27 protein-coding genes are annotated in these 26,301 nt (G+C 71.1%); 13 read left to right on the forward strand and 14 right to left on the reverse strand.

All coding sequences use genetic code 11. The features are described from left to right. Positions 1–51: 51 nt before the first annotated feature. Together AB0N06_RS17920 and AB0N06_RS17925 are read right to left on the reverse strand one after the other, a co-directional pair. Positions 52–1,338, reverse strand: coding sequence for a metallophosphoesterase (locus AB0N06_RS17920; protein WP_366135633.1), 1,287 nt, complete (start codon positions 1,336–1,338; stop codon positions 52–54). A 91-nt stretch (positions 1,339–1,429) separates the two neighbouring features. Then, positions 1,430–1,675: an SCO4848 family membrane protein gene (locus AB0N06_RS17925; protein ID WP_037688258.1), complete on the reverse strand. Its 246-nt coding sequence runs from the start codon at positions 1,673–1,675 to the stop codon at positions 1,430–1,432. A 121-nt stretch (positions 1,676–1,796) separates the two neighbouring features. On the opposite strand from AB0N06_RS17925, the gene AB0N06_RS17930 reads away from it, so the two are divergent. After that, entirely contained in the window at positions 1,797–3,059 is a 1,263-nt protein-coding gene (locus AB0N06_RS17930) for a D-alanyl-D-alanine carboxypeptidase (RefSeq protein WP_366135634.1), read from the forward strand. Here AB0N06_RS17930 and AB0N06_RS17935 read toward each other — a convergent pair. Further along, entirely contained in the window at positions 3,007–3,936 is a 930-nt protein-coding gene (locus AB0N06_RS17935) for a YihY/virulence factor BrkB family protein (protein WP_366135635.1), read from the reverse strand. The genes AB0N06_RS17930 and AB0N06_RS17935 overlap by 53 nt on opposite strands. 187 nt (positions 3,937–4,123) lie before the next feature. Further along, the gene (locus tag AB0N06_RS17940) at positions 4,124–4,420 is read right to left on the reverse strand and encodes a hypothetical protein (RefSeq protein ID WP_366135636.1); all 297 of its coding nucleotides are present in this window, start codon (positions 4,418–4,420) and stop codon (positions 4,124–4,126) included. A gap of 89 nt (positions 4,421–4,509) precedes the next feature. On the opposite strand from AB0N06_RS17940, the gene AB0N06_RS17945 reads away from it, so the two are divergent. Next, entirely contained in the window at positions 4,510–5,859 is a 1,350-nt protein-coding gene (locus tag AB0N06_RS17945; RefSeq protein ID WP_366135637.1) for an FAD-binding oxidoreductase, read from the forward strand. Between the two features lie 44 nt (positions 5,860–5,903). Then, positions 5,904–6,659, forward strand: a complete 756-nt coding sequence (locus AB0N06_RS17950) for a decaprenylphospho-beta-D-erythro-pentofuranosid-2-ulose 2-reductase (protein ID WP_366135638.1) — start codon at positions 5,904–5,906, stop codon at positions 6,657–6,659. Between the two features lie 17 nt (positions 6,660–6,676). Here AB0N06_RS17950 and AB0N06_RS17955 read toward each other — a convergent pair whose 3' ends face one another. Continuing rightward, entirely contained in the window at positions 6,677–7,267 is a 591-nt protein-coding gene (locus AB0N06_RS17955) for a 2'-5' RNA ligase family protein (RefSeq protein WP_366135639.1), read from the reverse strand. A gap of 150 nt (positions 7,268–7,417) precedes the next feature. Further along, entirely contained in the window at positions 7,418–8,431 is a 1,014-nt protein-coding gene (gene trpS / locus AB0N06_RS17960) for a tryptophan--tRNA ligase (RefSeq protein ID WP_366135640.1), read from the reverse strand. Between the two features lie 232 nt (positions 8,432–8,663). On the opposite strand from trpS, the gene AB0N06_RS17965 reads away from it, so the two are divergent. The 5 genes from AB0N06_RS17965 (at position 8,664) to AB0N06_RS17985 (ending at position 13,262) form a co-directional block, all read left to right on the forward strand. Further along, positions 8,664–9,215: a sigma-70 family RNA polymerase sigma factor gene (locus AB0N06_RS17965; protein ID WP_366135641.1), complete on the forward strand. Its 552-nt coding sequence runs from the start codon at positions 8,664–8,666 to the stop codon at positions 9,213–9,215. After that, the gene (locus tag AB0N06_RS17970) at positions 9,212–10,033 is read left to right on the forward strand and encodes a hypothetical protein (RefSeq protein WP_366135642.1); all 822 of its coding nucleotides are present in this window, start codon (positions 9,212–9,214) and stop codon (positions 10,031–10,033) included. Before AB0N06_RS17965 ends, AB0N06_RS17970 begins: the two co-directional genes overlap by 4 nt. A 108-nt stretch (positions 10,034–10,141) precedes the next feature. After that, entirely contained in the window at positions 10,142–10,975 is an 834-nt protein-coding gene (locus AB0N06_RS17975; RefSeq protein ID WP_366135643.1) for a hypothetical protein, read from the forward strand. 109 nt (positions 10,976–11,084) lie between these two features. Then, on the forward strand, positions 11,085–12,290 hold the full coding sequence (gene rocD / locus AB0N06_RS17980; RefSeq protein ID WP_366135644.1) for an ornithine--oxo-acid transaminase: 1,206 nt from the start codon (positions 11,085–11,087) through the stop codon (positions 12,288–12,290). Between the two features lie 117 nt (positions 12,291–12,407). Further along, complete coding sequence (locus AB0N06_RS17985; RefSeq protein WP_366135662.1) at positions 12,408–13,262, forward strand: hypothetical protein; 855 nt, start codon at positions 12,408–12,410, stop codon at positions 13,260–13,262. 34 nt (positions 13,263–13,296) lie between these two features. Here the strand turns inward: AB0N06_RS17985 and AB0N06_RS17990 are convergent, their stop codons facing one another. Next, positions 13,297–14,700, reverse strand: coding sequence for a PLP-dependent aminotransferase family protein (locus AB0N06_RS17990; RefSeq protein ID WP_366135645.1), 1,404 nt, complete (start codon positions 14,698–14,700; stop codon positions 13,297–13,299). Between the two features lie 47 nt (positions 14,701–14,747). Between AB0N06_RS17990 and AB0N06_RS17995 the strand changes: the two genes are divergently transcribed. Together AB0N06_RS17995 and AB0N06_RS18000 are read left to right on the forward strand one after the other, a co-directional pair. After that, positions 14,748–15,260 (forward strand): carboxymuconolactone decarboxylase family protein, encoded by a 513-nt coding sequence (locus AB0N06_RS17995; protein WP_366135646.1) that lies wholly within the window; start codon positions 14,748–14,750, stop codon positions 15,258–15,260. A gap of 70 nt (positions 15,261–15,330) precedes the next feature. After that, positions 15,331–16,059 carry an isocitrate lyase/phosphoenolpyruvate mutase family protein gene (locus AB0N06_RS18000; RefSeq protein ID WP_366135647.1) on the forward strand — a complete coding sequence of 243 codons (729 nt, stop codon included), beginning with the start codon at positions 15,331–15,333 and terminating at the stop codon, positions 16,057–16,059. Positions 16,060–16,165: 106 nt separating this feature from the next. On the opposite strand, the gene AB0N06_RS18005 is transcribed toward AB0N06_RS18000, so the two are convergent. From AB0N06_RS18005 to AB0N06_RS18025, 5 genes are all read right to left on the reverse strand, one after another. Beyond that, a complete protein-coding gene (locus tag AB0N06_RS18005) occupies positions 16,166–17,155 on the reverse strand; it encodes a malate dehydrogenase (protein ID WP_358863140.1) in 990 nt (329 codons plus the stop codon). Positions 17,156–17,338: 183 nt separating this feature from the next. After that, positions 17,339–18,385 (reverse strand): DUF2690 domain-containing protein, encoded by a 1,047-nt coding sequence (locus AB0N06_RS18010; protein ID WP_366135649.1) that lies wholly within the window; start codon positions 18,383–18,385, stop codon positions 17,339–17,341. A gap of 461 nt (positions 18,386–18,846) precedes the next feature. Then, entirely contained in the window at positions 18,847–19,017 is a 171-nt protein-coding gene (locus tag AB0N06_RS18015; protein ID WP_366135650.1) for a hypothetical protein, read from the reverse strand. Between the two features lie 103 nt (positions 19,018–19,120). Then, complete coding sequence (locus tag AB0N06_RS18020; RefSeq protein WP_366135663.1) at positions 19,121–19,795, reverse strand: DUF3017 domain-containing protein; 675 nt, start codon at positions 19,793–19,795, stop codon at positions 19,121–19,123. Positions 19,796–19,970: 175 nt separating this feature from the next. Beyond that, complete coding sequence (locus AB0N06_RS18025) at positions 19,971–20,849, reverse strand: bifunctional methylenetetrahydrofolate dehydrogenase/methenyltetrahydrofolate cyclohydrolase (protein WP_366135651.1); 879 nt, start codon at positions 20,847–20,849, stop codon at positions 19,971–19,973. A 238-nt stretch (positions 20,850–21,087) separates the two neighbouring features. Between AB0N06_RS18025 and AB0N06_RS18030 the strand changes: the two genes are divergently transcribed. Continuing rightward, positions 21,088–21,675 (forward strand): hypothetical protein, encoded by a 588-nt coding sequence (locus AB0N06_RS18030; protein WP_366135652.1) that lies wholly within the window; start codon positions 21,088–21,090, stop codon positions 21,673–21,675. Positions 21,676–21,808: 133 nt separating this feature from the next. Then, positions 21,809–22,381 carry a hypothetical protein gene (locus tag AB0N06_RS18035; protein ID WP_366135653.1) on the forward strand — a complete coding sequence of 191 codons (573 nt, stop codon included), beginning with the start codon at positions 21,809–21,811 and terminating at the stop codon, positions 22,379–22,381. A 417-nt stretch (positions 22,382–22,798) separates the two neighbouring features. Here AB0N06_RS18035 and purH read toward each other — a convergent pair whose 3' ends face one another. Then, positions 22,799–24,352, reverse strand: coding sequence for a bifunctional phosphoribosylaminoimidazolecarboxamide formyltransferase/IMP cyclohydrolase (gene purH / locus AB0N06_RS18040; RefSeq protein WP_366135654.1), 1,554 nt, complete (start codon positions 24,350–24,352; stop codon positions 22,799–22,801). Further along, a complete protein-coding gene (gene purN, locus AB0N06_RS18045; RefSeq protein ID WP_366135656.1) occupies positions 24,339–24,995 on the reverse strand; it encodes a phosphoribosylglycinamide formyltransferase in 657 nt (218 codons plus the stop codon). Before purN ends, purH begins: the two co-directional genes overlap by 14 nt. Positions 24,996–25,316: 321 nt before the next feature. Between purN and AB0N06_RS18050 the strand changes: the two genes are divergently transcribed. After that, on the forward strand, positions 25,317–26,168 hold the full coding sequence (locus tag AB0N06_RS18050) for a hypothetical protein (RefSeq protein WP_366135657.1): 852 nt from the start codon (positions 25,317–25,319) through the stop codon (positions 26,166–26,168). Positions 26,169–26,301 lie beyond the last annotated feature (133 nt).

The following is a 26,301-nucleotide window of genomic DNA, read 5'->3' on the forward strand; positions in this document are numbered from 1 at the left end:
CGGCTGAAACCTGTGGAGACGCCGTGTAGTTGAGTCGTCCCTTTTATGTCGTTACGCCTGACGGGACGCCAGGTGGACGACGGCGATGTCGGAGGGGGCGCCGACCCGCACGGGCGGACCCCAGGCACCCGCACCCCGAGAGACGTACAACTGAGTGTCGCCGTAGCGCTCCAGGCCGGCGACCGTGGGGTTGGCCAGTTCGGCGGCGTAGTTGCCCGGCCAGAGCTGGCCGCCGTGGGTGTGGCCCGAAAGCTGGAGATCCACGCCGCACGCAACCGCGTCGTCGATGACGACGGGCTGATGCGCGAGGAGGACGGCGGCGCGGGTCCGGTCCCGGTCGCCCAGGGCGCGCTCGAAATCGGGGCCCTGCCCCTCGCTCTCACCGGCGACGTCATTGACCCCGGCGAGATCGAAACCGTCGATCTCGACTCGGGCGTTCTCCAGTGGGTGCAGCCCCAATTCCCTTACATGATGGACCCATTGGGCCGCACCGGAGAAATACTCATGGTTGCCGGTGACGAAGAACGCGCCATGACGGGCCTCCAGCCGGGCGAGCGGTTCGGCGGCCGGACCGAGGTCGGCGACGGAGCCGTCGACGAGGTCCCCGACGACGGCGATCAGATCGGGCTGGGTCCGGTTGATCGTGTCGACGATCCGCTGGGTGTGGGCGCGGCCCAGGATCGGGCCGAGGTGGATGTCGCTGACGACAGCGATCCGGAAGCCGTGCGCGGCGCGGGGCAGTTTGGCGAGCGGGACGGTGACCTGCTTGACGCGCGGACCGCGCAGCACGCCGTAGGTGCCGTAGCCGACGGTGCCGAGCCCGGCGACGGCGGCCGCGCCCCCGACGGCACGCGCGACGAAGAGGCGGCGGGAGGGGTCGGCGGGGGCGTCGGCGACGAGGGCGGCAGGGGTTCCGCTCGCGGGCGCACGGGCCGGGGAGTTCTCCGCCGCGGGCACTTCGACCTGAGATGAAAGGGTTTCGGTCGAATCGTTCTCGGCAGCCGTACCGCCGCCCGCCCGGCGCGCGAGGACCTGCCGCAGAACAGGCCGTACCGCCTCGCCCATCAGCAGAGCCAGGGTCAGGTACAGCAGCGCCGCCAGCCACAGATAGCCCGGCCAGGCCAGCACCTGCTGCAGCCAGAACGGGGCGCCCGCCCGCCCGGAGACCAGGGCGCCGACGCTCAGCAGCGGCAGCAGCCAGACCGTCGCTGTGCCCACCCGGCGCAGCGTGCCGCCCGGGGCCGTCGTGTCGGCGACGAAGCGGCGCCACACGTAGCGGTGCACGCCGACGAGCAGCGCGAGGACCGCCAGCGCCACCGGAACGAAGACCACTGCCACGTGCACTCCCCCACCCAGGTGCGGCTCTCGGTACGCCCGCGCCTTGCGCGCCGACGCTTCGTACGCCTATGTCCGGCCGCCGCTCGGCCGGTTATGACCGTTCGCGGCGAAGCGCCCTGAGTCCGCGGAACCCGATCACACCGACCGCCGTCCCCAGGAGAAAGGACGTGATGGCGAGCAGCAGATGCACCCAGAAGTACGCGGTCGGGTCACCCGCGTCGTCGAAGGCAAGTCCGCTGCCGTCTTTCCATAGATTCTTGGCGAAAGTGACCCAAATGACCCAGCTCCACACCCCGAAGGCGAGCAGGAACCAGGAAACGGGGCGGCTGAGCTTCATGGATCCAGTATCGCCGCCACGCTCCGGCCGGAGCGCCCGGGGTGGGCTGTCCCAGCGTCGCGGACGGCCGGTCAGTAGGTCCGCAACACTCGTCACATCATCAGCCTGTACGTTTCCGACCGTGCCCGCTCTGAAAAAGACCGCGCTGACGGTCATCTCCGCCGCTCTGCTGTCCACTCTTGTCATCAGTCCCGCCTCAGCGGTCGACAAGAACACCGCCGACGACCCGAAACCGACCAGCCCCATGTCGAACGTCGGCGGCGCCAAGCTCGGCCGGGTCGGCACCCAGGTCGAACTCGGTCCCGGCGCCCCGGTGCTGCCGAAGGACCTCACCGGGCGGTCCTGGATCGTCGCGGACGCGGAGAGCGGTGAGGTGCTCGCCTCGCACAACCCGCACTGGCGGCTGCCCCCCGCGTCCACCCTGAAGATGCTGTTCGCCGACACGGTCATGGGCTCGCCCGAACTGCAGCCGAAGACCCTGCGGCACAAGGTGACGGACAAGGAACTCGCCGGTGTCGGTGAGGGCAGCAGCCTGGTCGGCGTCAAGGCGCACCTGACCTACACGGTCCACGACCTGTGGCTCGGCGTCTTTCTGCGCTCCGGCAACGACGCGGTCCATGTGCTGTCCGCGATGTACGGAGGCGTGCCCAAGACCGTCGCCGCCATGCAGGCGCACGCCGAAGAGCTGCAGGCCCTCGACACGAACGTCGTGTCTCCCGACGGTTACGACGCACCCGAACAGGTCTCCAGCGCGTACGACCTCACCCTGTTCGCCCGCAGCGGGCTGCAGAAGAAGGACTTCCGCGAGTACTGCTCGACGGCCACGGCCACATTCCCCGGGGAAAAGAAGAAGGGGAAGAAGCGCGGGACCTTCGAGATCCAGAACACCAACCGGCTGCTCACCGGAGCCGGCGGCGTCGAGCCGTACAAGGGCATCGCAGGCGTCAAGAACGGCTACACCACGCATGCGGGCAACACCTTCACGGGCGTCGCCGAGCGCAACGGGAAGGTGCTGCTCGTCACCGTCATGAACCCGTCGTCGAAGGAGTCCCACGCCGTCTACAAGGAGGCCGCGAGCCTGCTCGACTGGGGCTTCGACGCGGCCGGCAAGGTGACCCCGGTCGGCGAACTGGTCCCCCCGAAGTCCGCGCAGACGGGCACCGGGAGGAGCGCGGAACCGACCAACGGCGACAGCACCACGGGCACCTCCGGCTCGGAAAGCGACGATGCGGGCAAGCACAGTCCGGCCACCGAGGGCTCCAGCGGGGCCGGGGTCGCACTGGGGATCGTCGGCGGGGTGCTGGTTCTGCTGGCCGGCGGCGTGTTCCTGGTCAACCGGCGCTGGCCGCTGCCGGACCTGGTGCGCCGCCGTCCTCGCCGCTGACGTCCGCGACGCCCTCCCTGATGTCCTTGCTGCTCCGCGTCGCCGTCCAGGCGGCGCAGAACAGCAGCAGCCTTGCGGTGAAGTTGATCCACAGCAGGAGGGCGACCGGCACGCCGAAGGCGCCGTACATGCTCTTCGACGCGACACTCTTCATGTAGCTGCCGAGCAGCAGCTTGAGGAGTTCGAACCCGATCGCGCCGATCACCGCCGCTCTCAGCAGCCTGCGCCGCGGCGGCTTCACGCCCGGCAGCAGTGTCAGCAGATAGAGCAGCAGCAGGAAGTCGGCCACGGCCGCCACGAGCAGGGCCGCGGTCTGCAGCAGCACTCCGCCCGCGCCACGGTTGGGAATGCCCACCAGGCCGGCGGTCCAGCCGACCGCGGTGGTGCCCGCCGTGGAAGCGGCAAGGGTGACGAGCGCGGCTCCGCCGAGGCCGATCAGCAGCCCGGCGTCCTTGACCTTACGGACGACCGGATTGCCCTGGTCCACATCGTCCTTCTCCCAGACCGCGCGCAGGCAGTCCCGCATCGCACCGATCCAGCCGACGCCGGTGAAGAGCAGCAGCGCGGCGGCGACCAGCCCGACCGTGCCCGCATTGGCCACCAGATTGCTGATGCCCAGCTGGTCGGAGATGCCCGGCACCTGGTCGGCGATCGTCTTCTCGATCTTGTGCAGCTGCTCGTCGGAGAGCAGCGCGGCGCCGATCGCCGCGCCGACCGCGATCAGCGGGAAGAGCGCCAGGAAGCTGATGAAGGTGATCGCGGCGGCGAGCCTGGTCCAGTGGACCAGGTCCAGCCGTTCGTACGAGCGCCAGGCGTGCGTCATCATCAGCCGGGCGACAAGTGGCCCGATGACGGGGAGATTCTTCAGCCAGTCCATGACGTGCGCGTATCCTCCTGGGCGCGGAAAACCGGTGTACGGGCCCGGGCGCGGGCGCGGGCGCCGGGGTGGTGTCGGGCCGGCCCCGTGGGCGACACGGCCGGAGGGCAACTGCACCACAGAGCGGCGGGCGTCGACGGCGACCAACACCCGGTACGGCCGAGGCTGAACCCCGCAGGCGGGACCCTCACGGCTCGGCGACCGCCGGTCCGCACGGGGCCGTCCACATCAGCCCGACGGCGGCGACCGCCCGGTCTCCCGGCACCACGTCCTCGGGGGCGCCGGGCGTGCAGTGGTCGGCGAACAGCGCGTACCGCAGCGCCACCAGGACGGACGGGATCCCCGTCAGCGGACGCCAGGGCGGAAGGCTCCCGTCGGCCGTGCCGCCGCTTTCCGGCGCCAGGGACAGGGCCGGGGCCGCACCCCGGCTGCCGGACGAAGCCGAAGCGAACTCTTCTGACCAGTAAAGGAATTCGCTCGTCATTGACGAGCAAAACCCCTTCAATCACCCATTTCGGTGAGCTCTGTAACAAATCCCTCAAAGGTGTTTTCTCGGGCGATACGGTCACCACCATGTCTGTCGACACCGTCTCCCTGACCGGCTGGGGCCGTACCGCCCCGACGACCGCCCTGCGGTTCCGTCCCCGTACGTACAAGGAGGCGGCGGACGCGGTGCGCGGCTGCGGACCCCGTGGTTCCATCGCGCGCGGTCTGGGCCGGGCGTACGGCGATGCGGCACAGAACGCGGGCGGCTCCGTCCTCGACATGACCGCGCTGAACCGGATCCGCACCATCGACGCCGCCACCGGTCTGGTGGTGTGCGACGCGGGCGTGAGCCTGCACCGGCTGATGGACGTACTGCTGCCGCTCGGCCTGTTCGTGCCAGTGACTCCTGGGACCCGTTACGTCACCGTGGGCGGAGCGATCGGCGCCGACATCCATGGCAGGAACCAGCACGTCTCCGGCTCCTTCTCCCGCCACGTACAGGACATGGAGCTGCTGACCGCCGACGGCGGGACCCGTACGATCCGGCCCGGCACCGCTCTCTTCGACGCGACGGCGGGCGGCATGGGACTGACCGGGGTGATCCTCTCGGCCACGCTCCGGTTCCAGCCCGTCGCGACGTCACTGATGTCGGTCACCACCGAACGGGCTGTCGATCTGGACGACTTGATGGCCCGGCTCACCGCCTCCGACCACCGCTACCGCTACTCGGCCGCCTGGATCGACCTCCTCGCCCGAGGCAGGGCGACCGGGCGTTCCGTACTCACCCGAGGGGAGCACGCGCCCCTGCATGTGCTCCCGGCGCGCGCCCGGCGCACACCGCTCGCGTTCCGCCCGGGACAGCTGCCCGTCGCGCCCGCGTTCGTACCGGACGGACTGCTCGGACGCACCTCTGTCGCTCTCTTCAACGAGCTCCGGTACCGCAGAGCCCCTACGTACCGCATCGGCGAACTCCAGAAGCTGTCCACGTTCTTCCACCCGCTGGACGGAGTGCCGCACTGGAACCGGGTGTACGGCCGCAGCGGCTTCGTGCAGTACCAGTTCGTCGTCGGATACGGGCAGGAGGAGGCGCTGCGCCGGATCGTGCGCCGGATCTCACGGCGGCGCTGCCCGTCGTTCCTGGCCGTGCTCAAACGGTTCGGGAACGGCGATCCGGGCTGGTTGTCGTTCCCGATGCCCGGCTGGACGCTCGCCCTCGATCTGCCCGCCACGCTGCCGGGCCTGGCCCGCTTCCTCGACGAGCTGGACGAGGAGGTCGCGACGGCCGGGGGCCGCGTCTGCCTGGCGAAGGATTCCCGGCTGCGTCCCGAGACGCTGGCCGCGATGTATCCGCGGCTGCCCGAGTTCCGGGCGCTGCGCGCCGAACTGGACCCGGACGGGGCGTTCCGTTCGGACCTCTCCCGCCGCCTCGGCCTCTAAGACCGCGCACTGCCCGCTCCCTCTCCCCCGCTAGGAGTGTTTCCGTGAAGGACGCCTTCGGTGCCCCGCAGTCCCTGCTCGTCCTCGGTGGGACATCGGCGATCGGGCTCGCCACCGCGCGTCGGCTGATCGCCCGCCGCACCCGCACGGTCTGGCTTGCCGGACGCCCCTCCCCCGCCCTGGAATCGGCCGCAGCCGAACTGCGGGAACTGGGTGCGTACGTCCGTACCGTCGCCTTCGATGCCCTCGACTCCGAGTCCCACGAGACCGCTCTCGGCAAGATCTTCACCGAGGGCGACATCGACATGGTGCTGCTCGCGTTCGGCATCCTCGGGGACCAGGGACGCGACGAGGAGGAACCGCTCTCCGCGGTCCGGGTCGCCCAGACCAACTACACCGGCGCCGTCTCCGCTGGACTGGTGTGCGCCGGCGCACTCCAGGCGCAGGGGCACGGATCGCTGGTGGTCCTGTCCTCGGTGGCGGGTGAGCGTGCCCGGCGCGCCGACTTCATCTACGGGTCGAGCAAGGCGGGTCTGGACGCGTTCGCCCAGGGGCTGGGGGACGCGTTGCACGGCACGGGGGTGCATGTGATGGTCGTACGCCCCGGCTTCGTACGGTCGAAGATGACGGCGGGGATGCCGGAGGCGCCGCTCGCGACGACCCCGGACGCGGTCGCGGCGGCGATCGTGACGGGACTGCGACGGCGCTCGGAGACGGTATGGGTGCCGGGGGCGCTGCGGGTGGTGATGTCGGCGCTGCGGCACGTGCCGCGGCCGCTCTTCCGGCGCCTGCCGGTCTGAGCGCAGCGCTTACGGCCTCAGGGCTGCAGGGACGGCTCGTCCACGGAGCTGCCGCCCTGCGCGGGCACGGCGGGCGCGCCGCTCTCGGCCCCGAACGGGAACTCGTTGATCTTGCGCCAGACGGCGTCCGGGCCCTGTTCGTACAGCGCGAAGGAATCGCAGGTCCAGGACGCCTCGTAGTCGGCGAGCTCCTCGTACGCCCGGTCCATCGCCTGCTCCGGGATGTCGTGCGCCACGGTCACATGCGGGTGGTACGGGAACTGCAGCTCGCGCATCAGCGGGCCGGACGCGTCCCGCACGCGCTTCTGCAGCCAGGAGCAGGCAGACGCGCCCTCGACGACCTGGACGAAGACCACCGGCGACAGGGGGCGGAAGGTCCCCGTGCCGGACAGCCGCATCGGGAAGGGACGGCCGCCTGTCGCGATCTCGGCGAGATGCCGCTCGATCGCGGGCAGGTCGGCCGCCTCCGCCTCGGTCGGCGGGAGAAGCGTGACGTGGGTGGGAATGCCGAATGCGGCAGGGTCCCCGAAGCTCGCGCGCCGCTCCTGGAGCAGGCTGCCGTAGGGCTCCGGGACCGCGATCGAAACGCCGAGCGTAACGGTCCCCACGTCGTTCTCCTCACTCTTCGAAATCGGTGACCGGCGTGCCGCCGTCACCGCGGTCGGTGGCTGGTTTCAGGCCGTCACCGGGGTTGGTCTCCTGTCGCCAGTGTGCCCAGTGTGCAGCCTGGAGCCGTCATCTCGCCAGGGTCCTCGAACTCAGTGCTTCGCAGGCAGAAAGCCCATCCGGTCATACGCCCGGGCCAGGGTCTCGGCGGCTACCGCCCGGGCCTTTTCCGCACCCTTGGCCAGGATCGAGTCCAGCGTCTCGGGGTCGTCGAGATATTCCTCGGTACGGGTCCGGAAAGGTGTGACGAACTCGACCATGACCTCTGCGAGGTCGGTCTTCAACGCACCGTAGCCCTTGCCCTCGTACTTCTGTTCGAGATCCGCGATACCCGTGCCGGTGAGGGTGGAGTAGATGGTCAGGAGGTTGCTGACACCTGGCTTGTTCTCGACGTCGTACCGGATGACCGTGTCGGTGTCGGTGACCGCGCTCTTGACCTTCTTGGCCGTGGTCTTCGGCTCGTCGAGCAGGTTGATCAAGCCCTTCGGCGTGGACGCCGACTTGCTCATCTTGATCGACGGGTCCTGCAGGTCGTAGATCTTCGCCGTCTCTTTGAGGATGTACGGCGCCGGGATGGTGAACGTGTCGCCGAACCGGCCGTTGAAACGCTCGGCGAGGTCGCGGGTGAGCTCGATGTGCTGGCGCTGGTCCTCGCCGACCGGGACCTGGTGGGCCTGGTAGAGCAGGATGTCCGCGACCTGGAGGACCGGGTACGTGAAGAGGCCGACGGTCGCCCGGTCGGCGCCCTGCTTGGCGGACTTGTCCTTGAACTGCGTCATCCGGGAGGCCTCGCCGAAACCGGTGAGGCAGTTCATGACCCAGCCGAGCTGGGCGTGCTCCGGGACATGGCTCTGGACGAAGAGCGTGCAGCGCTCGGGGTCGAGACCGGCGGCCAGCAGCTGGGCGGCGGCGAGCCGGGTGTTCGCTCGCAGCTCCACGGGATCCTGCGGAACGGTGATCGCGTGCAGGTCCACCACCATGTAGAAGGCGTCGTGGGACTCCTGCAACGCCACCCACTGGCGGACCGCACCGAGGTAGTTGCCGAGGTGGAACGAGCCTGCGGTGGGCTGGATTCCGGAGAGCACGCGGGGGCGTTCAGAGGCCATAGGACTCATTGTCTCAGGTACGGAACCAATCTCCGGCAGCCGGTGTATGAAAGGTGTGAGGACGCAGGAGGGGGCCCTGCAGAGGGGCCGGGAGGGGGGCCGCGCCGTCGAGGACGAGGGTGCGGACCGCGCTCTCGGGCGTGCCGGAGGGCAGGCTGAGGGGCGGGCCGAACAGCGGACCGGGACTCGTGCCGCGGCGCCGGAAGAGGCGCCGGCAGAGGACGAGGCCGCGGTGATCGCTCGTGTGCGCGCCGGAGAGGCGGAGGCATACGCGCAGCTGGTACGCGCCCACACGGGCGTCGCGCTGCGGGCCGCGGTCGCCTTCGGGGCGGGGGCCGAAGCGGAGGATGTGGTGCAGTCCGCGTTCTTCAAGGCGTATCAGGCGCTCGGTCGATTCCGGGAAGGCGCGGCATTCCGGCCGTGGCTGCTGAGGATCGTCGTGAATGAGACGAGGAACACACTCCGGTCGGCCGGTCGGGCGCGTGCGGTGGCCGGGCGCGAGGCGGAGCTGCGGGGCGCCGAGCCGGTGATACCGGAGTCGGCGGATCCGGCGGTGGCGGCGCTCGCGGAGGAGCGGCGGACGCTGCTGACAGCAGCGCTCGACGAGCTGAGCGAGGAGCATCGGCAGGTCGTCACCTACCGATACCTGCTGGAGATGGACGAGGCGGAGACGGCGCGGACGCTGGGCTGGCCGCGGGGGACAGTGAAGTCCCGGCTGAACCGTGCGCTGAAAAAGCTGGAGAAGAAGCTCGGGACCGGGGTGGGAGGGGGTGACGTGGGGTGACGGGTGCGAATGATCCGGACCGGGCGCGCTTGCGGGCGGAGCTGCTGGCGCTGGGGCGCGGGATGGAGGTCCCCGAGCCGGAGGGCGGCGGGCTGACGATGGCCGAGCGTGTGCTGGCGCAGATCGTCGCCGAAGCGGTCCCGGTGCCTGTGCCGGTACCCCCGGGGCGGCTGGAGCGGGCCGGGGTGTGGGCCCGTCGGCGGGCCCGTCTGCTGGCCGCGGCGCTCTCGGGGCTCCTGGTCGTGCTGGTGCTGACGCCTCCGGTGCGGGCGACGGTCGCCGACTGGTTCGACTTCGGCGGGGTGGACGTGCGGTACGACCCGTCCGCGCCGGTCCCTGCGCGGACGGGAGCGCCGGTGCCGGGCTGTGGCACCCCGGTGACGGCGGAGGAGGCGGCGCGGCGGTCGGGCTTCCGGCCGGTCGTGCCCGGGGCGCTCGGCGCGCCGGACGCGGTGTCCGTGTCGGAGCTGCCGGAGGGCCGGTGGATGGTCACGCTGTGCTGGCAGGAGGAGGGGCGGACGATACGGCTCGACGAGTTCGCGGCGCCGCTGGATCCGTACTTCACCAAACAGGTGCGGGAACAGCCGGAGTGGCTGAAGGTGGCCGACGGCCGCGGCGGCGCGGTGGACGGCCTCTGGTTCGCGAGGCCGCATGTCCTGCGGTTCGGCATGGTCGACGGGGACGGCGTGCGGTGGTCACGGTCCCAACGGACTGCCGGACCCACCCTGTTGTGGGTGAAGGACGGGCGGATGACACTGCGGCTGGAGGGCGTGGCATCGCGGGAGCGGGCCCGTTCGGTCGCCGGTTCCGCGCTCTGACGGTCCGGAAAACCGGTCGGCTCGGGAGGGGAACCTGCGGGGCCCGGGCGGTGTACCAGAGGTGACACGGTACGGGCGGTCCGTACCGGACAGTGCAAGGGGGACGTCATGCGAAAGCCCGGAGGCCGGCTCGCGGAACAACAGCCAGGCGTTCGATCCACCCGGCGGCCGGTGGGCCGCTTCCGATTTCTGCGACGGCTGGCCGTGTCGGCGGCGGTGTGCGGGCTGAGTCTCTGTCTCGCTCCGGGAGCGGTGGCGGGCGGGCCGACGACGGTGCTGGTCACCTCACCGGACTGCGGGAAGGCGACCGCGCTCTCCGTCTCGGACCCGAGGTACACCAGGCTGGAGGCGCTGCTGGGCCCAGCGGGCGAAGGCGACAAGGAGCGGCCCCAGAGCCTGGACGGGGCAGTGGGGACGCGGCAGATCAATGTGACCTGGATGGTCCACGACCTGGAGCCGATGCGGACCGACCGGGTCTTCCCGGGGGACGATCCGGACACGGTCTGGATACACACGGCCTCCGAAGTCCCCTATACCTACCGCGGGTACTGGCACCGGGCGAAGAAGCCGGCGGAGCTGGTGGCGCTGTTCAAGCAGCTCGGGCTGCTGGGGAAGAAGAACAGCGAGGAGGCGTACGCGCCGCTGTTCCCGCAGCCGTGGGAGGACAGCGGGCAGTCCGCCCCGCAGGACCGCGCTGCGGGCCCCGCACCGGCACCGTGGCCCGCTGCCTCCGCGTCCGCTGCCCCGGCCGCGGCCGGGGCCTCCGGCTCGTCCGACCGCTTCAACGGTGTGTGGTGGGCCGTACCCGGGCTGGTGGCAGGGGCGGCGCTCGCCCTGGCCCTGCGGCCGCTGGCGGCCCGTCGAGGCGGCGGAGGCGGAGGCGGGGGCGAGGGCCGGTACAGCCGGGAGACCGGTCCACGTCAGGAACTCCTCGACCTCTGACTGCGCAAACGCATGGGCGCGCCGTTGATTGAAGGTTTCCTCCCCGAGGATCCGACCGACGATACAAAGTGGAACCCCAGCCCGACGCCGCACGACGAACGGAGATCCCGTGTCGACCACGGAAACTGCCATCGCCTCCGCCGAGGCGCACAGCGCGCACAACTACCATCCGCTTCCGGTCGTCGTCGCTTCGGCGGACGGCGCCTGGATGACCGACGTCGAGGGACGGCGGTATCTCGACATGCTCGCGGGCTATTCGGCGCTCAACTTCGGCCATGGAAACCGGCGTCTGATCGAGGCCGCCAAGGCGCAGCTGGACCGGGTGACCCTGACCTCGCGCGCCTTCCACCACGACCGGTTCGCCGATTTCTGCACGCAGCTTGCCGAGTTGTGCGGCATGGAGATGGTGCTGCCGATGAACACGGGGGCGGAGGCCGTGGAGACGGCGGTGAAGACCGCCCGCAAGTGGGGCTACCGGGTCAAGGACATCCCGGACGGCATGGCGAAGATCATCGTCGCCGCGAACAACTTCCACGGCCGGACGACGACCATCATCAGCTTCTCCACGGACCAGGAGGCTCGGACGGACTTCGGCCCGTACACGCCGGGGTTCGAGATCGTGCCGTACGGGGACCTCACCGCGCTTCGTGCGGCGATGACCGAGAACACCGTGGCGGTCCTGATGGAGCCGATCCAGGGCGAGGCCGGGGTGCTGGTGCCGCCGCCCGGCTATCTCCCCGGGGTGCGCGAGATGACCCGGGAACGGAATGTGCTGTTCATCGCGGACGAGATCCAGTCGGGTCTGGGCCGGACGGGCAAGACCTTCGCCTGTGAGCACGAGGGCGTCGTGCCGGACATGTACGTGCTCGGCAAGGCGCTGGGCGGCGGCGTGGTCCCGGTGTCGGCCGTCGTCTCGTCGGCCGAGGTGCTGGGGGTCTACCGGCCCGGTGAGCACGGTTCGACGTTCGGTGGGAATCCGCTCGCCTGCGCGGTCGCGCTGGAAGTCATCGCGATGCTGCGTACCGGTGAATTCCAGCAACGGGCAACGGAGTTGGGCGACCATCTTCATCAGGAGCTGAGGCTGCTGGTGGGCGGCGGTGCCGTGGAGGCGGTGCGGGGCCGCGGGCTGTGGGCGGGCGTGGACATCGTCCCGAGCCGCGGCACGGGCCGGGAGATCTCCGAGAAGCTGATGGACCGCCGGGTGCTGGTCAAGGACACCCACGGTTCGACGATCCGGATCGCCCCGCCCCTGGTGATCAGCAAGGAGGACCTGGACTGGGGCCTGGAGCAACTCCGGGAGGTGCTGCGCGGCTGACCGGGCAGAGCTTGCCAGGAGGGGCCCGGCGTCTCACCGGCCTTGACCCGGCGGAAGAACTTGGCCGGAACCCGGTGGCCGGGACCGCCCCCGTAGAGTCCCCATGTGCTCCTTGGGATGATCTGCGCGCTCGGCTCCGCGGTCTGCTTCGGTACGGCCTCCGTCCTCCAGGCCGTAGCCTCGCGGGCGGCCGTCAGGCCGGGGTCCGGTGCAGGGGTCGATCCGGCGTTGTTGCTGCGCGCCGTGCGGCAGTGGCGTTACATGGTCGGGCTCGCCCTCGACGGCTGTGGTTTCGTCCTCCAGATCGTCGCCCTGCGCTCCCTGCCCATCTATGCGGTGGGCGCCGCCCTCGCCGCAAGTCTTGCGGTGACGGCCGTGGTCGCCGCGCGCCTGCTGCACGTGCGGCTGAGCCGTACCGAGTGGGCTGCCGTCGGCGTGGTGTGCGCGGGTCTCGCCATGCTGGCCCTCGCCGCCGGTGGCGAGGGCGGCCGGACCGGCTCGACCGCCCTGCGCTGGTCGATGCTCGGTATCGCACTGGGTGTCCTGGTGATCGGCGCGGCGGCCGGGCGGCTGCCGGAGAAGTCGCGCGCACTGGTGCTGGGGCTGGGGGCAGGGTGCGGTTTCGGGGTGGTCGAGGTCGCTGTGCGGCTGATCGACGACGTCTCGCCGTCGGTGCTGGTCGCCAACCCGGCGACGTATGCGCTGCTGTTGGGCGGAGGTGCGGCGTTCCTGCTGCTCACGTCCGCGCTGCAGCGGGGCTCGGTGACGACGGCGACGGCCGGCATGGTGATCGGCGAGACCATCGGCCCGGCGCTGGTGGGCGTCGTCTGGCTCGGGGACCGTACGCGGGAGGGTCTCGGCGGGCTGGCGGTCACCGGGTTCGCGGTGGCGGTGGCGGGCGCGCTGGCGCTGACCCGGTTCGGCGAGGCTCCGGCGGACATCACCGAGCCAGACGTCCCGGGCGCGCGGTAGCGCGTATTGCGCCGGTGCGGTCCTCCCGCGCCCCCTACGGGAGCACCCGGCAGAGCGCCTCCAGGGTTCCCGCCCAGGCGCTGTCGGTCGGCCCCCCGTAGCTGATGACCAGGGCGTCGCTGCCCACCTCCGCGTCCGTGTGCCGGAAGCGGGCCAGGCCCTCCAGTGCCAGGCCCTGCCAGGCGGCTGCCTGGATCACCGCTCGCTCGGTGCCCTCCGGGAGTTCGACCACGGCGTGCAGACCCGCGGCGATCCCGCTGACCCGGAGCGCGGGAGCACGTTCGGCGAGCGCGGCGACGAGCTGGTCGCGGCGGCGCCGGTAGCGCAGCCGCATGGAGCGCACATGGCGGTCGTAGGCGCCGGACTCGATGAACTCCGCGAGCGTCAGCTGGTCGAGCGTGCTCGACACCCAGTCGACCTGGCCCTTGGCCTCGGCCACCGCCCCCGCCAGCCCCCGCGGCAGCACCATCCAGGCCAGCCGCAGCCCGGGCGCCAGGGACTTGCTGGACGTCCCCAGGTACACGACCCGTTCCGGGTCGAGGCCCTGGAGGGCGCCGACCGGCTGCCGGTCGTAGCGGAACTCCCCGTCGTAGTCGTCCTCCAGGATCAGTCCGCCGGTGCCTCGCGCCCAGTCGACAGCCGCGGCCCGCCGGTCCGGATGCAGCGGGACCCCCGTGGGGAACTGGTGCGCGGGCGTCATCAGGACCGCGCCCACCCCGCGCATCCCGGCCAGTTCCCCGGTCCGGGAGCCGAGTCCGTCGAGCGGCAGGCAGGGGGTGCGCAGTCCGGCATCGGCGAGCAGCTCCCCGTGCATGTCCAGTCCGTACGACTCGACGGCCACCTCGCGCACCCGCCGCTGCCGCAGCACCTTCCCCATCAGCATCAGGCCATGGACGAAGCCGGAACAGATCACGATCCGCTCCGGGTCCGCGTACACGCCGCGCGCCCGCGCCAGATAGCCGGCCAGTACGGTGCGCAGCTCGATGCGTCCGCGCGGATCGCCGTATCCGAAGGCGTCGTTGGGCGCGGCGGTCAGGGCGCGCCGGGCCGCCTTGAGCCAGTCGGAGCGCGGGAATGTGGAGAGGTCCGGCGAGCCGGGCATCAGGCTGTACGCGGGCCGTGGGCGCACCGGTCTGGAGCGCGGCGCCGTCGTGGCCACCGGGCGCGGTTCGGCCCGCTGTGCGACCCTCGTGCCGGAGCCCTGCCGGGCGGTGAGCCACCCCTCGGCGACCAGTTCGGCGTAGGCGTCGGCGACGGTGTTCCGGGCGATACCCAGGTCTGCGGCGAGCGTCCGGGAGGACGGCAGCCGGGTACCGGGTGTCAGCCGCCCGGTCCGTACGGCCTCCCGCAGCGCGTCCATCAGCCCAGCTCGCAGTCCTGCCGCACCGGTCGGGTCGATGTGCAGGTCGGCTCCGAAAGTGGCCCAGGAATCTGTCATGAAAATGGACCATACCCGTGCGCCATCCACCGCGTAGCGTCGTATCCATGACCACGAACGAGCACTCCCACCCGAACTCCGACCACGCCCCCGAGCGCAGCGCCCGCCTGCACTGGGCCCAGCTCGCCCCCGATGTCTACAAGGCCATGGTCCGGCTGGACGTCGCGTCCCGTAAGGGCCTCGACCCGGTCCTCGTCGAACTGGTGAAGGTCCGCGCCTCGCAGCTGAACCACTGTGCGTTCTGCATCGACATGCACACCAAGGACGCGCTCGCTGCGGGCGAGTCCGTCGAACGGATCATTCAGCTCAGTGCGTGGGAGGAGTCGCAGCACTTCTACACGGAGAAGGAGATCGCGGCGATCGAGCTGACGGAGGCCGTAACGGTCCTGACCGACGGTTTCGTGCCGGACGAGGTGTACGAGAAGGCCGCGAAGCACTTCGAGGAGACCGAGCTCGCCCAGCTGATCGCCGCCATCACGGTGATCAACGCCTGGAACCGGTTCGGTGTGACCACCCGGATGGTCCCGGGCCACTACACCCCGGGCGACAGCAAGCACTGACCCTGATCCGGCAGATCCGGTCCGGGCCGCGCCCCGGACCGTCAGCCCACCCCACCCCAGGAGCCCCGCGATGACTGTGTCCGTTCTCCGCGCGCTGCACCACGGCCGCACCCCCGGCGACCCGCTGGTCCTCCCCGGCCCGTGGGACGCCGCGAGCGCCCGTGTCTTCGCCGACGCGGGCTTCCCGGCGCTGGCCACCCCGAGTGCCGGGGTCGCCGCCTCGCTCGGGTACGAGGACGGGGCGACGCCCGCCGCCGAGATGTTCGCGGCCGTCGCCCGGATCGCGCGCGCCGTCCCCGTACCCGTGTCGGCGGACATCGAGGCCGGTTACGGGCTGCCGCCGAAGGAGCTCGTGGAGCGTCTTCTGGCCACCGGCGCAGTCGGCTGCAATCTGGAGGACTCGGTGGACGGCGTTCTCCTCGACCCGCAGCAGCAGGCGGACCGGCTGGCCGAAGTGCGGGCGGTGGCGGGCGAGGACCTCTTCGTCAACGCCCGCGTCGATACGTACGTACGCGGCGTCCCGGACGGCACGGACCAGGAGGCGGAGACGATCGCCCGGGCCCGGCTGTACGCGGCGGCCGGCGCGGACTGCGTCTACCCGATCGCCGCGCCGCCCGAGTCACTTCCCCGCCTGGCCGCCGCCGTCGCGGCCCCGCTCAACGCACTGGCGCTGCCGGACGGCCCGACCCCGCGCCGGCTCGGCGAGCTGGGCGCCACGCGCCTCACCTTCGGCTCCGGCCTGCAGCGCCGGGCCATGGCAGCCGTGCGGGAGATGGCCGACCGGCTGCACGCCGGCTAGGCGTGTGGGTCCGCATACGCGGCCGCCCCCGGCAGCAACGGCTGCCGGGGGCGGTGAGGTACGCGAAGGGCGTACGGATCGGACCGGGAACGACCGGATCCGGCGGTCAGATCAGGCCGAGCTCGCGGACCGCGTCGCGCTCCTCGGTGAGCTCCTGCACGGACGCGTCGATGCGCGCACGGGAGAACTCGTTGATGTCCAGGCCCTGGACGATCTCGTACTTGCCGTCCTTCGTGGTGACCGGGAAGGACGAGATGAGACCCTCCGGCACACCGTAGGAGCCGTCCGACGGGATACCCATCGAAGTCCAGTCGCCGGCGGCGGTGCCGTTGACCCAGGTGTACACGTGGTCGATGGCGGCGTTGGCGGCCGAGGCGGCCGAGGACGCGCCACGGGCCTCGATGATCGCGGCACCGCGCTTGGCGACGGTCGGGATGAAGGTGTCGGCCAGCCACGCCTCGTCGTTGACGATCTCGGCGGCGTTCTTGCCGGCGATCTCCGCGTGGAAGATGTCCGGGTACTGGGTCGCCGAGTGGTTGCCCCAGATCGTCAGCTTCTTGATGTCGGAGACGGCGGCACCGGTCTTGGCGGCCAGCTGCGAGATCGCGCGGTTGTGGTCCAGGCGGGTCATCGCGGTGAAGCGCTCGGCCGGTACGTCCGGGGCGGCGGCCTGCGCGATGAGCGCGTTGGTGTTGGCCGGGTTGCCGACGACGAGGACCTTGATGTCGTCCGCGGCGTTGTCGTTGATGGCCTTGCCCTGCGGCTTGAAGATGCCGCCGTTGGCGGAGAGCAGGTCGCCGCGCTCCATGCCCTTCGTGCGCGGGCGGGCGCCGACGAGCAGGGCGACGTTCGCACCGGCGAAGCCGACGTTGGCGTCGTCCGTGATCTCGATGTTGCGCAGCAGCGGGAAGGCGCAGTCGTCGAGTTCCATCGCGGTACCCTCGGCGGCCTTCAGCCCCTGCGGGATCTCCAGGAGGCGCAGGTTGACCGGCACGTCCGGGCCGAGCAGGTGGCCGGAGGCGATGCGGAAGAGCAGCGCGTAGCCGATCTGGCCGGCTGCGCCGGTCACGGTGACATTCACGGGAGTGCGGGTCATGGCGATCTCCGTTAGACAGCTGGCGGTGGGGGGTCCCTGCCCCTGGTGCTGGATATCCCCTGAATCTTGACGTGAAGAGATATCCACCGTTCAGGCTATCCGACCCGGGACCTCCCGGCCGCCCGGCCCCCTGTGGCACCGCACACAGCCGGTCACTCACTGCTCACCGCGCCCCGTCCGTTCTCACTCGCCGGCGGCGGTGGTGCACCCCTTCGTGCCGGAGGCGAGGGTCGCGCACGCCTTGGCGTCGGCGGCCTTCTTCACTGCGACCATGGGGGTGTCCGCGTCCGCGCCGGCGTCGACCGTGCCGTCCTGCCGCCCGGCGCCGCCCGCGGTGATCCGTACCGTGTCCCCCCGGACGGCATCGGTGATGCGGGCCCACGCCGCGCCACACGTCCTGCTGTACCGCACCTCGACGAGCCTTCCGCCGACCGTGGCACTGGAGACCGTGCGCGCGGACCGGCCGCCGCACCCCATGCCCTCCGGGTCCTGTCCCGTGCAGTCGGCGCCGCTGCATTCGGCCCCGGCGGGCCGTGCGGGCGCACCGGTCGTCGGTGATGCGGACGACGGGGCGGCCGCGGCCTTCCCGCCCTTGTCGTCGCCGCCCGGGCCGGTCAGGAGTATCGCCGCCGCCAGCACCAGCAGTGCGCCCACCACACCGGTGAGCACCAGGGTCAGCCTGCGGCGGTCGGCCGGCTCCCGCCGGACGCCGTCGGGCCGCGGCGGCCGGTCCTCCGGCTGCGGCGCCCGCGGTGCGTTCCCACGCTGGATCGGTACGGATGGCGGGCGCCCTCCGCCTCCCGCACCCGCGCCTTCACCCTCGGCCACGGCCGTGCCGGGGGTCCGGCCGCCGAAGCGGCGGCTCCCGTGGTCGCCCAACGGGTTCGGCCCGAACTCGCCGAGCGCCGCGCGCGCCTGCGCGACCCGGATGCCTTCCATCGTCAGGTCGTGGCGCATCTCGGAGCGGCTCCAGGCCCGCTCCGCCAACTCCCACATGGTGGCCAGATGCGCCTGGTCGGTGCCCGTGACCTCGGCCAGAACGACGATCGCCCCCTTGGGGGCGAGCAACCGCCCGTTCAGGTAGCGCTCCCACGACGTCTTGCTGTAGCCCGTGCGGTCGGCCACCGCTGCGACACTCAGCCCACCGCGGTCAATGAGCCTGCGCAGTTGGCCCGCAAACTCCCTCACCTGCGGATCGAGTTCATCCGGTAATGCCTTCCAACGAGGCATTGTTCCCCCCTCCGTTCCCCCGAACGTGCTTGGCGTGCCCCGCTCTTCCGTCGCCCTGTCGCTCCCCTGCCCCGATACGGTGGTCCACCGCTGCTGACTACCCAGAAGGATGCCCGCAGGCAGGCTGCCAGTTGCGGGAGAGATGGCGCACGGTGGCGTTCGAGGGATCGGCGCACACTCTCGCGCGCCCCCTTCCGTGGCGCTCCGCCGCGCCGGACCACCACCGTCGCGCAGCGATCACACCGTGGCGGAATGGTCACTTCCGTGCCACAGACCCCTGGCATCCCTTGATCCCTGACACCCCGTCGACAAAGCTGACCGCAGGTCGGGGCAAGGCCGCTCAAGTCGCCACGTTCCGGGGGCAACTGCGCTCCGGTGGGCTCCGGCCTCGGGTGTCCGTCCCTTCTCGGGGGAGGGGACGGACACCACAGATCGGCGTGCGGGCAGTCGGCGCGGGGCCGTCAGAGCGACGCGACCTCCTTCTGCAGGTTCGCGTCGAGCACGTCCAGGAACTCCTCCGTGGTCAGCCACGGGGCGTCCGCGGAGATCAGCCGCGCCAGATCCTTCGTCATCCGACCGCCTTCCACGGTCTCGACGCAGACCCGCTCCAGCGCTTCGGCGAACGCGACCACCTACGAGATACCTGGTGGCGGTTTTCTCCCCTGCACAGAACCGCGGCCCCCTCGCACCTGTCGGGTGCGAGAGGGCCGCAGTGGGGCCGCACGGGCGGCGGTGTCAGCGGATCGTGAACCGGACCGCGTGCTCCAGGAAGGGGAGGTCGAGCCATGGCTTGGGCTGCGCCACGAGTGCGAGCATCACGATCAGGACGCCCAGGAGTCCGTACGTCACCAGGTCGGTGAAGCGGGAACGGACCGCGAGCATGCCCACCGAGGGGACGACGCAGCGCAGCACGGCGCCCCCGATGAGGGCCGCGCCGATCAGTATCGTGCCGATCCGGAAGGCCTCCGCGAAGGGGTCCAGGACGACGATCAGCAGTCCGATCCCGGCCGTGCAGAGCACGGACAGCAGCGGCCACTGACGGGCCGGGGCGGGCGCGTCCCCCGACGCGGCCCGGCCACCGCCCTCGGGGCGGGCGGTGTCCCGGGTGAACGACGGGAACCGTCGCGATCCGCGCGGGCCGCCACCGGGCGCGGGGGCGGAGACGGCGTCGCCCGGGCCCCGGTCCGAGCCGCTGTCGCCAGAGCCCTCGCCCTCGGCTCCCCTGTCCGGCTCGCGGCTGTCGGAGCCGCGCGCACCGCTGCCGGAGTCGCCGCCCGCGCCGACCTCCGCGCCGCGAGCCACGTCGCCCAGCGAACCTGCGGCCGAACCCGCATCGGAGCCGGAAGCCGAGCCCTCGTCCGCGCCTGAACCGTACTCCGGCCCGGTTCCCGAGCCGCTGCCCCGCCGCACGTCCGCACCCCGGGCCGGCCGGGCACGGTCGTCCGCTGCCGCCCCGCCGGAGGCCTCCACCGCAGTCACTTCCTCATCCGGCGGCGCCGGAATCGCCCGGTCCGCCGCGGCGGCCGGATCGGCCGGACTCGTACCAGCACCCATGGGGTTCCTTCCGGATCAGGTCAGCATCAGGTCAGCCGGCGGAGCCGGAAGACGCGGCGGCCGCGTCGCGCTCGGCCGCCTCGACCACGTTGACGAGCAGCTGGGCGCGGGTCATCGGGCCCACACCGCCCGGGTTCGGCGAGATCCACGCGGCGACCTCGGCCACACCGGGGTGCACATCGCCGACGATCTTGCCGTGCTCGTCCCGGCTGACGCCGACGTCGAGCACGGCAGCGCCCGGCTTCACGTCCTCGGGCTTGATGATGTGCGGGACACCCGCGGCGGCGACGATGATGTCGGCCTGCTTGAGCTGGGCGGAGAGGTCACGCGTACCGGTGTGGCACTGGGTGACGGTGGCGTTCTCGGACTTACGGGTCAGCAGCAGCGGGATCGAGCGGCCGATGGTGACACCGCGGCCGACGACCACGACGTGCGCCCCGTTGATCTCCACGCCGTGGTGGCGGAGCAGCTGGACGACGCCCTGCGGGGTGCACGGCAGCGGACCCGTCTCGTTCAGTACGAGGCGGCCGAGGTTCATCGGGTGCAGACCGTCGGCGTCCTTGGCCGGATCCATCAGTTCCAGGACCCGGTTGGTGTCGATGCCCTTGGGAAGGGGAAGCTGCACGATGTAACCCGTGCAGTCGGGGTTCGCGTTGAGCTCCCGTACGACGTCCTCGATCTCCTCCTGGGTGGCGGTGCCGGGGAGTTCGCGCTGGATGGAGCCGATGCCGACCTGCGCGCAGTCGCGGTGCTTTCCGTTCACGTACCAGCGGCTGCCCGGGTCGTCCCCGACGAGCAGGGTTCCCAGGCCAGGGGTGATGCCCTGCGCCTTGAGGGCCGCCACGCGGGCGGTCAGGTCGGACTTGATCGCGGCTGCGGTGGCCTTGCCATCGAGAATCTGGGCAGTCATGATGCCCATCCTCGCGGATGACCCCGCCCTCATACCAATTCTGGGTGTCGCCGGTTGCCATCAGGTTGCGCTTGCACAACACATACGGCTATTGACTGGACAAAAAGCCGATGTCAAGACCACGATGAGCCGCGCAGCACCGCGGACAGTGTCGGGGGGACAGGCCGTTCTGATTGTGCACCGTTCCTCCGCGCGGACCGCGTCGTCCCCGCACATTTTTCAACGGAGGAAATTCGCCATGAGCTTCGGCGACCCGAACAACCCCTATGGCCAGCAGCAGGGCGGGCAGCCGGGCTACGGCTACCCCCAGCAGGCCCCGCAGGGCGTGCCGCAACAGGGCGGCTACCCCGCAGCCCCGCCGGTGCAGGGCGGCTATGGCGTCCCTGGTGTGCCCACCGAGATGCCGGGCGGCGTGAAGGCGGCCCGGGTCATGCTCTACGTGATCACTGGCCTGCAGGTCATCGGCGCGGTCATCTTCGCGATCGCCGCTGCGGCCGTGAATGCCGCCAAGAACGACGCGACGCTCAAGGACGACGTTCAGTTCCAGCAGCTTGCCGACTACTCCGGCAATGCCCTGTGGGGCATCGTGGCCTTCGCAGTGCTGTGGGGGGTCCTTGCCGTGTTCCTGGCCGTGAAGTTCGGCAAGGGGACCAACGGCATCCGCATCACGGCGATCGTCTTCGGTGCGATCACCGCGATTCTCGGTATCTACCCGTTCGTCATCTTCGGTCTCGTCCACACCGTTCTCGCCGTGCTGATCATCGTCTTCGTCGCGAGGGCCGACGGCAGCGCCTGGTTCAACCGCCAGCAGCAGCCGCAGTACTGATCCGGCCGCGGGCCTGCCGGCCCGCCGTCGCAGCACCGCGGGCAGCGCAGGGGGACAGGCCGTTCTGATTGTGCACCGTTCCTCCGCGCGGACCGCGTCGTCCCCGCACATTTTTCAACGGAGGAAATTCGCCATGAGCTTCGGCGACCCGAACAACCCCTATGGCCAGCAGCAGGGCGGGCAGCCGGGCTACGGCTACCCCCAGCAGGCCCCGCAGGGCGTGCCGCAACAGGGTTACGGCTACCCGCAGGCCCCGCCCGTTCAGCCCGGTTACGGCTTCCCGGGCGCACCGGTCGAGATGCCGGGAGGTGTGAAGGCAGCACGGGTGATGCTGTGGGTGGTTGCCGCCTTCCAGATCATCGGCGCCATCATCGCCTTCGCGGGCATGAGCGCCGTCTCCGACGCGGTCGACAGCGCCGGCACCACGGCTGACACCCAGACGATCGAGAACTTCGGCAAGGGAATCCTGGCGTTCATCGGCGTGCTCGCCCTGATCTTCGCCGGGCTCTCCGTCGCACTGGCGCTCAAGATGAAGACCGGCGGCAACGCCACCCGCGTCTGCGCCATCGTCTACGGCGCGTTCATCTGCTTCGGCGGCATCTTCCAGCTGCCGCTGGGCCTCGTCACCATCGCGCTCGGCGTTCTGATCATCGTCTTCGTGGCGAAGTCGGACGGCGCCGCCTGGTTCCAGCGCCCGCGCGCCTGAGCCGAGCGACCGCTGCGGTCGACCGGGCGCACAGTGGCACCTGGCCGAAGGCCGTAACCCCCGTGGGTTACGGCCTTCGGCCATGTCTGCACCCCTGACCGACCGGCCGCACGTCGCCCCTCCCCGTCCCCGGAGACGGCATGACGGGTCCCTCGGCTGCCGTACACGGCTGGCCGCCGCGACGGCGAGCAGTCCCCACCGCCGGACCGCCGCGGACTCTCACCCCCGGCGACCCGGGATCCGCATTGCGCAGCCGGGCAGCGACCGGCCGATCGCCGCCGCCCCGGGTCATATGGCCCCTGCCGGACGGTTCGGACCGCCGGCCTGACCCGCGCCGCAGGCGCCCCTTTGCCAGGGCAGCGCAAAGGGCGCCGCCCGGAGACCGGCTCCGGGAGACGCCCTCGGCGTTCGGATCACTCAGTGGAAGAAGTGCCGGGTACCCGTGAAGTACATCGTCACGCCCGCCTTCCTCGCGGCCTCGACGACCAGCTCGTCACGGACCGAACCGCCGGGCTGGGCCACAGCCTTGATGCCGGCCGCGGTCAGGATCTCCAGGCCGTCCGGGAACGGGAAGAACGCGTCCGAGGCGGCGTACGCGCCGCGCGCCCGCTCCTCACCCGCCCGCTCGACGGCGAGCTTCGCGGAGTCGACGCGGTTGACCTGGCCCATGCCGACGCCGACCGAGGCGCCGCCCTTGGCGAGCAGGATCGCGTTGGACTTGACCGCGCGGCAGGCCTTCCACGCGAAGGCGAGCTCGGCGAGCTCGTCCTCGGAGAGTGCCTCACCGGTGGCGAGGGTCCAGTTGGCCGGGTTGTCGCCGTCGGCCTGGAGCCGGTCGGTGACCTGGAGCAGCGCGCCGCCGTCGATCGGCTTGAGCTCGACCGCGGAGCTCGGGGCGTCGGGGCAGCGCAGCACGCGGATGTTCTTCTTGCGGGCAAGGATCTCGACCGCGCCGTCCTCGTACGCCGGGGCGACGATGACCTCGGTGAAGATCTCCGCGACCTGCTCGGCCATGGCAACGGTCACCGGACGGTTGGTGGCGATGACCCCGCCGAACGCCGACAGCGGGTCGCAGGCGTGGGCGTTGCGGTGCGCCTCGGCGATGTCGTCGGCGATCGCGATGCCGCACGGGTTGGCGTGCTTGATGATCGCGACGCACGGCTCGGCGTGGTCGTACGCGGCACGGCGCGCGGCGTCCGTGTCCGTGTAGTTGTTGTACGACATCTCCTTGCCGTGCAGCTGCTCCGCCTCGGCCAGGCCACCGGAGCCGGAGGTGTACAGCGCGGCGGGCTGGTGCGGGTTCTCGCCGTACCGCAGGACGTTGCTGCGCTCGTACGTCGCGCCGAGGAAGTCGGGGAAGCCCGAGTCGTCGGCGGCGGCGTAGTCGTCCGCGAACCAGGAGGCGACGGCCACGTCGTACGCGGCCGTGTGCTGGAACGCCTCGGCGGCGAGCCGCTTGCGGGCGGTCAGGTCGAAGCCACCCGCCTTGACCGCCGCGAGGACGTCGGCGTACCGCCCGGGGCTGGTGACGACGGCCACGGACGGGTGGTTCTTGGCGGCGGCGCGGACCATCGACGGGCCGCCGATGTCGATCTGCTCCACGCACTCGTCGGCGGAGGCGCCGGAGGCGACGGTCTCCTTGAACGGGTACAGGTTGACGACGACGAGGTCGAAGGGCTCGACACCCAGCTCGGCGAGCTGCTCGCGGTGGGCGTCCAGGCGCAGGTCGGCGAGGATGCCGGCGTGGACGCGCGGGTGCAGCGTCTTCACGCGGCCGTCGAGGCACTCGGGGAAGCCGGTGAGCTCCTCGACCTTGGTGACCGGCACACCGGCAGCGGCGATCTTCCCGGCGGTCGAACCGGTGGAGACGAGCTCGACGCCCGCCTCGTGAAGACCGCGGGCGAGGTCTTCGAGCCCCGTCTTGTCGTAGACACTGACCAGGGCGCGGCGGATGGGCTTATTCACCGACATGACCGAGATGAACCTTTCGTCCCTCAATGCGATAGCCGTTACGGGCGAGCCGCCCCACGACCTCGACGAGCAGCTTGCGCTCGACTTCCTTGATGCGTTCGTGGAGAGCGGCTTCGCCCTCCGGCGTGTCCTCTTCGGTCACTTCGACCACGCCCTGCGCGATGATCGGACCGGTGTCGACACCGTCGTCGACGAAGTGGACGGTGCACCCGGTGACCTTCGCGCCGTACGCGAGGGCGTCTCGCACCCCGTGGGCACCGGGAAAGCTGGGGAGCAGGGCGGGGTGCGTGTTGACGAACCGGCCGCCGAACTCGGCGAGGAACCGCTTGCCCACGATCTTCATGAAGCCCGCGGACACCACGAGGTCCGGGTGGTGCGCTGCGGTGGCCTCGGCGAGCGCCGCGTCCCACTCCTCGCGGGTGGCGTAGTCCTTGACCTTGCAGACGAAGGTCGGCAGCCCCGCGCGCTCCGCCCGTTCCAGACCGACGATGTTGTCGCGGTCGGCGCCGACCGCGACAACCTGGGCGCCGAAGCCCGCAGGGTCGTCATCGATCGCGTCGAGCAGGGCTTGAAGGTTCGTACCCGAGCCGGAGACCAGCACGACCAGGCGGGCCGGAGCGGCGGAGGAGGGCGGGGAGGCCACGGCTGGGCCCTTTCTCGCGTGGTGAAGCTTCGCGTGGTGAAGCAGAGCGACGCTATTTGTACGGTCGTACGAAAGAATCGCGCCCCTCAATACGGGGAACTCTACGAAGGAGTCGACCGTCAGCAACGATACCGGCACATCGGGGACCCCCACGGGACAGGGGTGAGGGGCCGGATCGAAGAGACGAGGGGGCCAGACGGAAGGCACGGGCCACCGCGGCCGCGCTCCCCGCTTTCGGCCCCTGATGGCCGGGAGGTAGCGTCAGGGGACAGCGAACCGTCCGCAGGGCGGAAATGACGAGATGGGGAAGACGTTCACCATATGCCGGACCGACGCCGCCGCACCGCCTTCCGCCTCCCGCTGCCCGAGCGGTCCTCGGTGCTGCTGAGGGAACGCCGGCCCCCCACGGGCCCCTCCTCTTCCCCGGACAAGGACGACAACCCGTTCGCCGCACCGCCGGAGAACCGCCCCGACCAGCCGTGGCAGCCCCGCCACCCGTCGAACGGCGGGACCGGCGGAGACGGCAACGGGAGCGGAAACGGCGACGGGGCACCCGGGGACGGCTCCTCCGACGAGCGCCCCGTCTGGGGCAGTCAGTGGAGCAGCCGACAGCCGGGACGTCAGAGCGGCGGCTTCGGTGGCCGTCCCGGCGGACCGAACGGCCCGGGCGGCCGGGGCGGACCCGAGAACAACCCCGGCGGACTGCGCTGGGACCCGACCGACCCCGCCCAGCGCCGGGCCCGCTACGCGCTGCTCTCCGGCATGTGGGCCTTCTTCTTCGCGATCTTCGATTTCCCGGAGATCGCCCTGCTGCTCGGCACGCTGGCCGTGTACTGGTCGATCAGCTCACTGCGCGCCAAGCCCAGGAGCGCGACGGCGGCGGACGGCGCCGCCGGTTCTTCCGGTACCGGCTCCGCTCCGACTGGCGTCCCGGCCTCCGGACCCGGTGCACCGTATGCGCAGATCCAGGGCAGGCCGCAGACGACGGCCGCGGTCAGCGGGCTCGTCACGGCGCTGCTGGCGCTGTCGATCGTCGCGATGACGTTCACGGTGCAGCTGGTCTACCGCGACTACTACACCTGTGTGAACGACGCGCTCACCAAGTCCGGACAGCTGGCCTGCAACGATCTCCTGCCGAAGCCGCTGGAGCCGTTCTTCGGCGTCAAGAACTAGCGCTGTCCCCCGGCGCACTCGTCGGCCCGGCCTCCGGAGGCCGGCTGCGAGATAGCGGCGGCGCTGGTGCTGGAAGAGCGTGACTGGCTCTTTCCCAGCTACCGCGACACCCTCGCGGCGGTCGCGCGCGGTC

It is taken from the genome of Streptomyces sp. NPDC051020, from assembly GCF_040683105.1.
Lineage (GTDB): Bacteria > Actinomycetota > Actinomycetes > Streptomycetales > Streptomycetaceae > Streptomyces.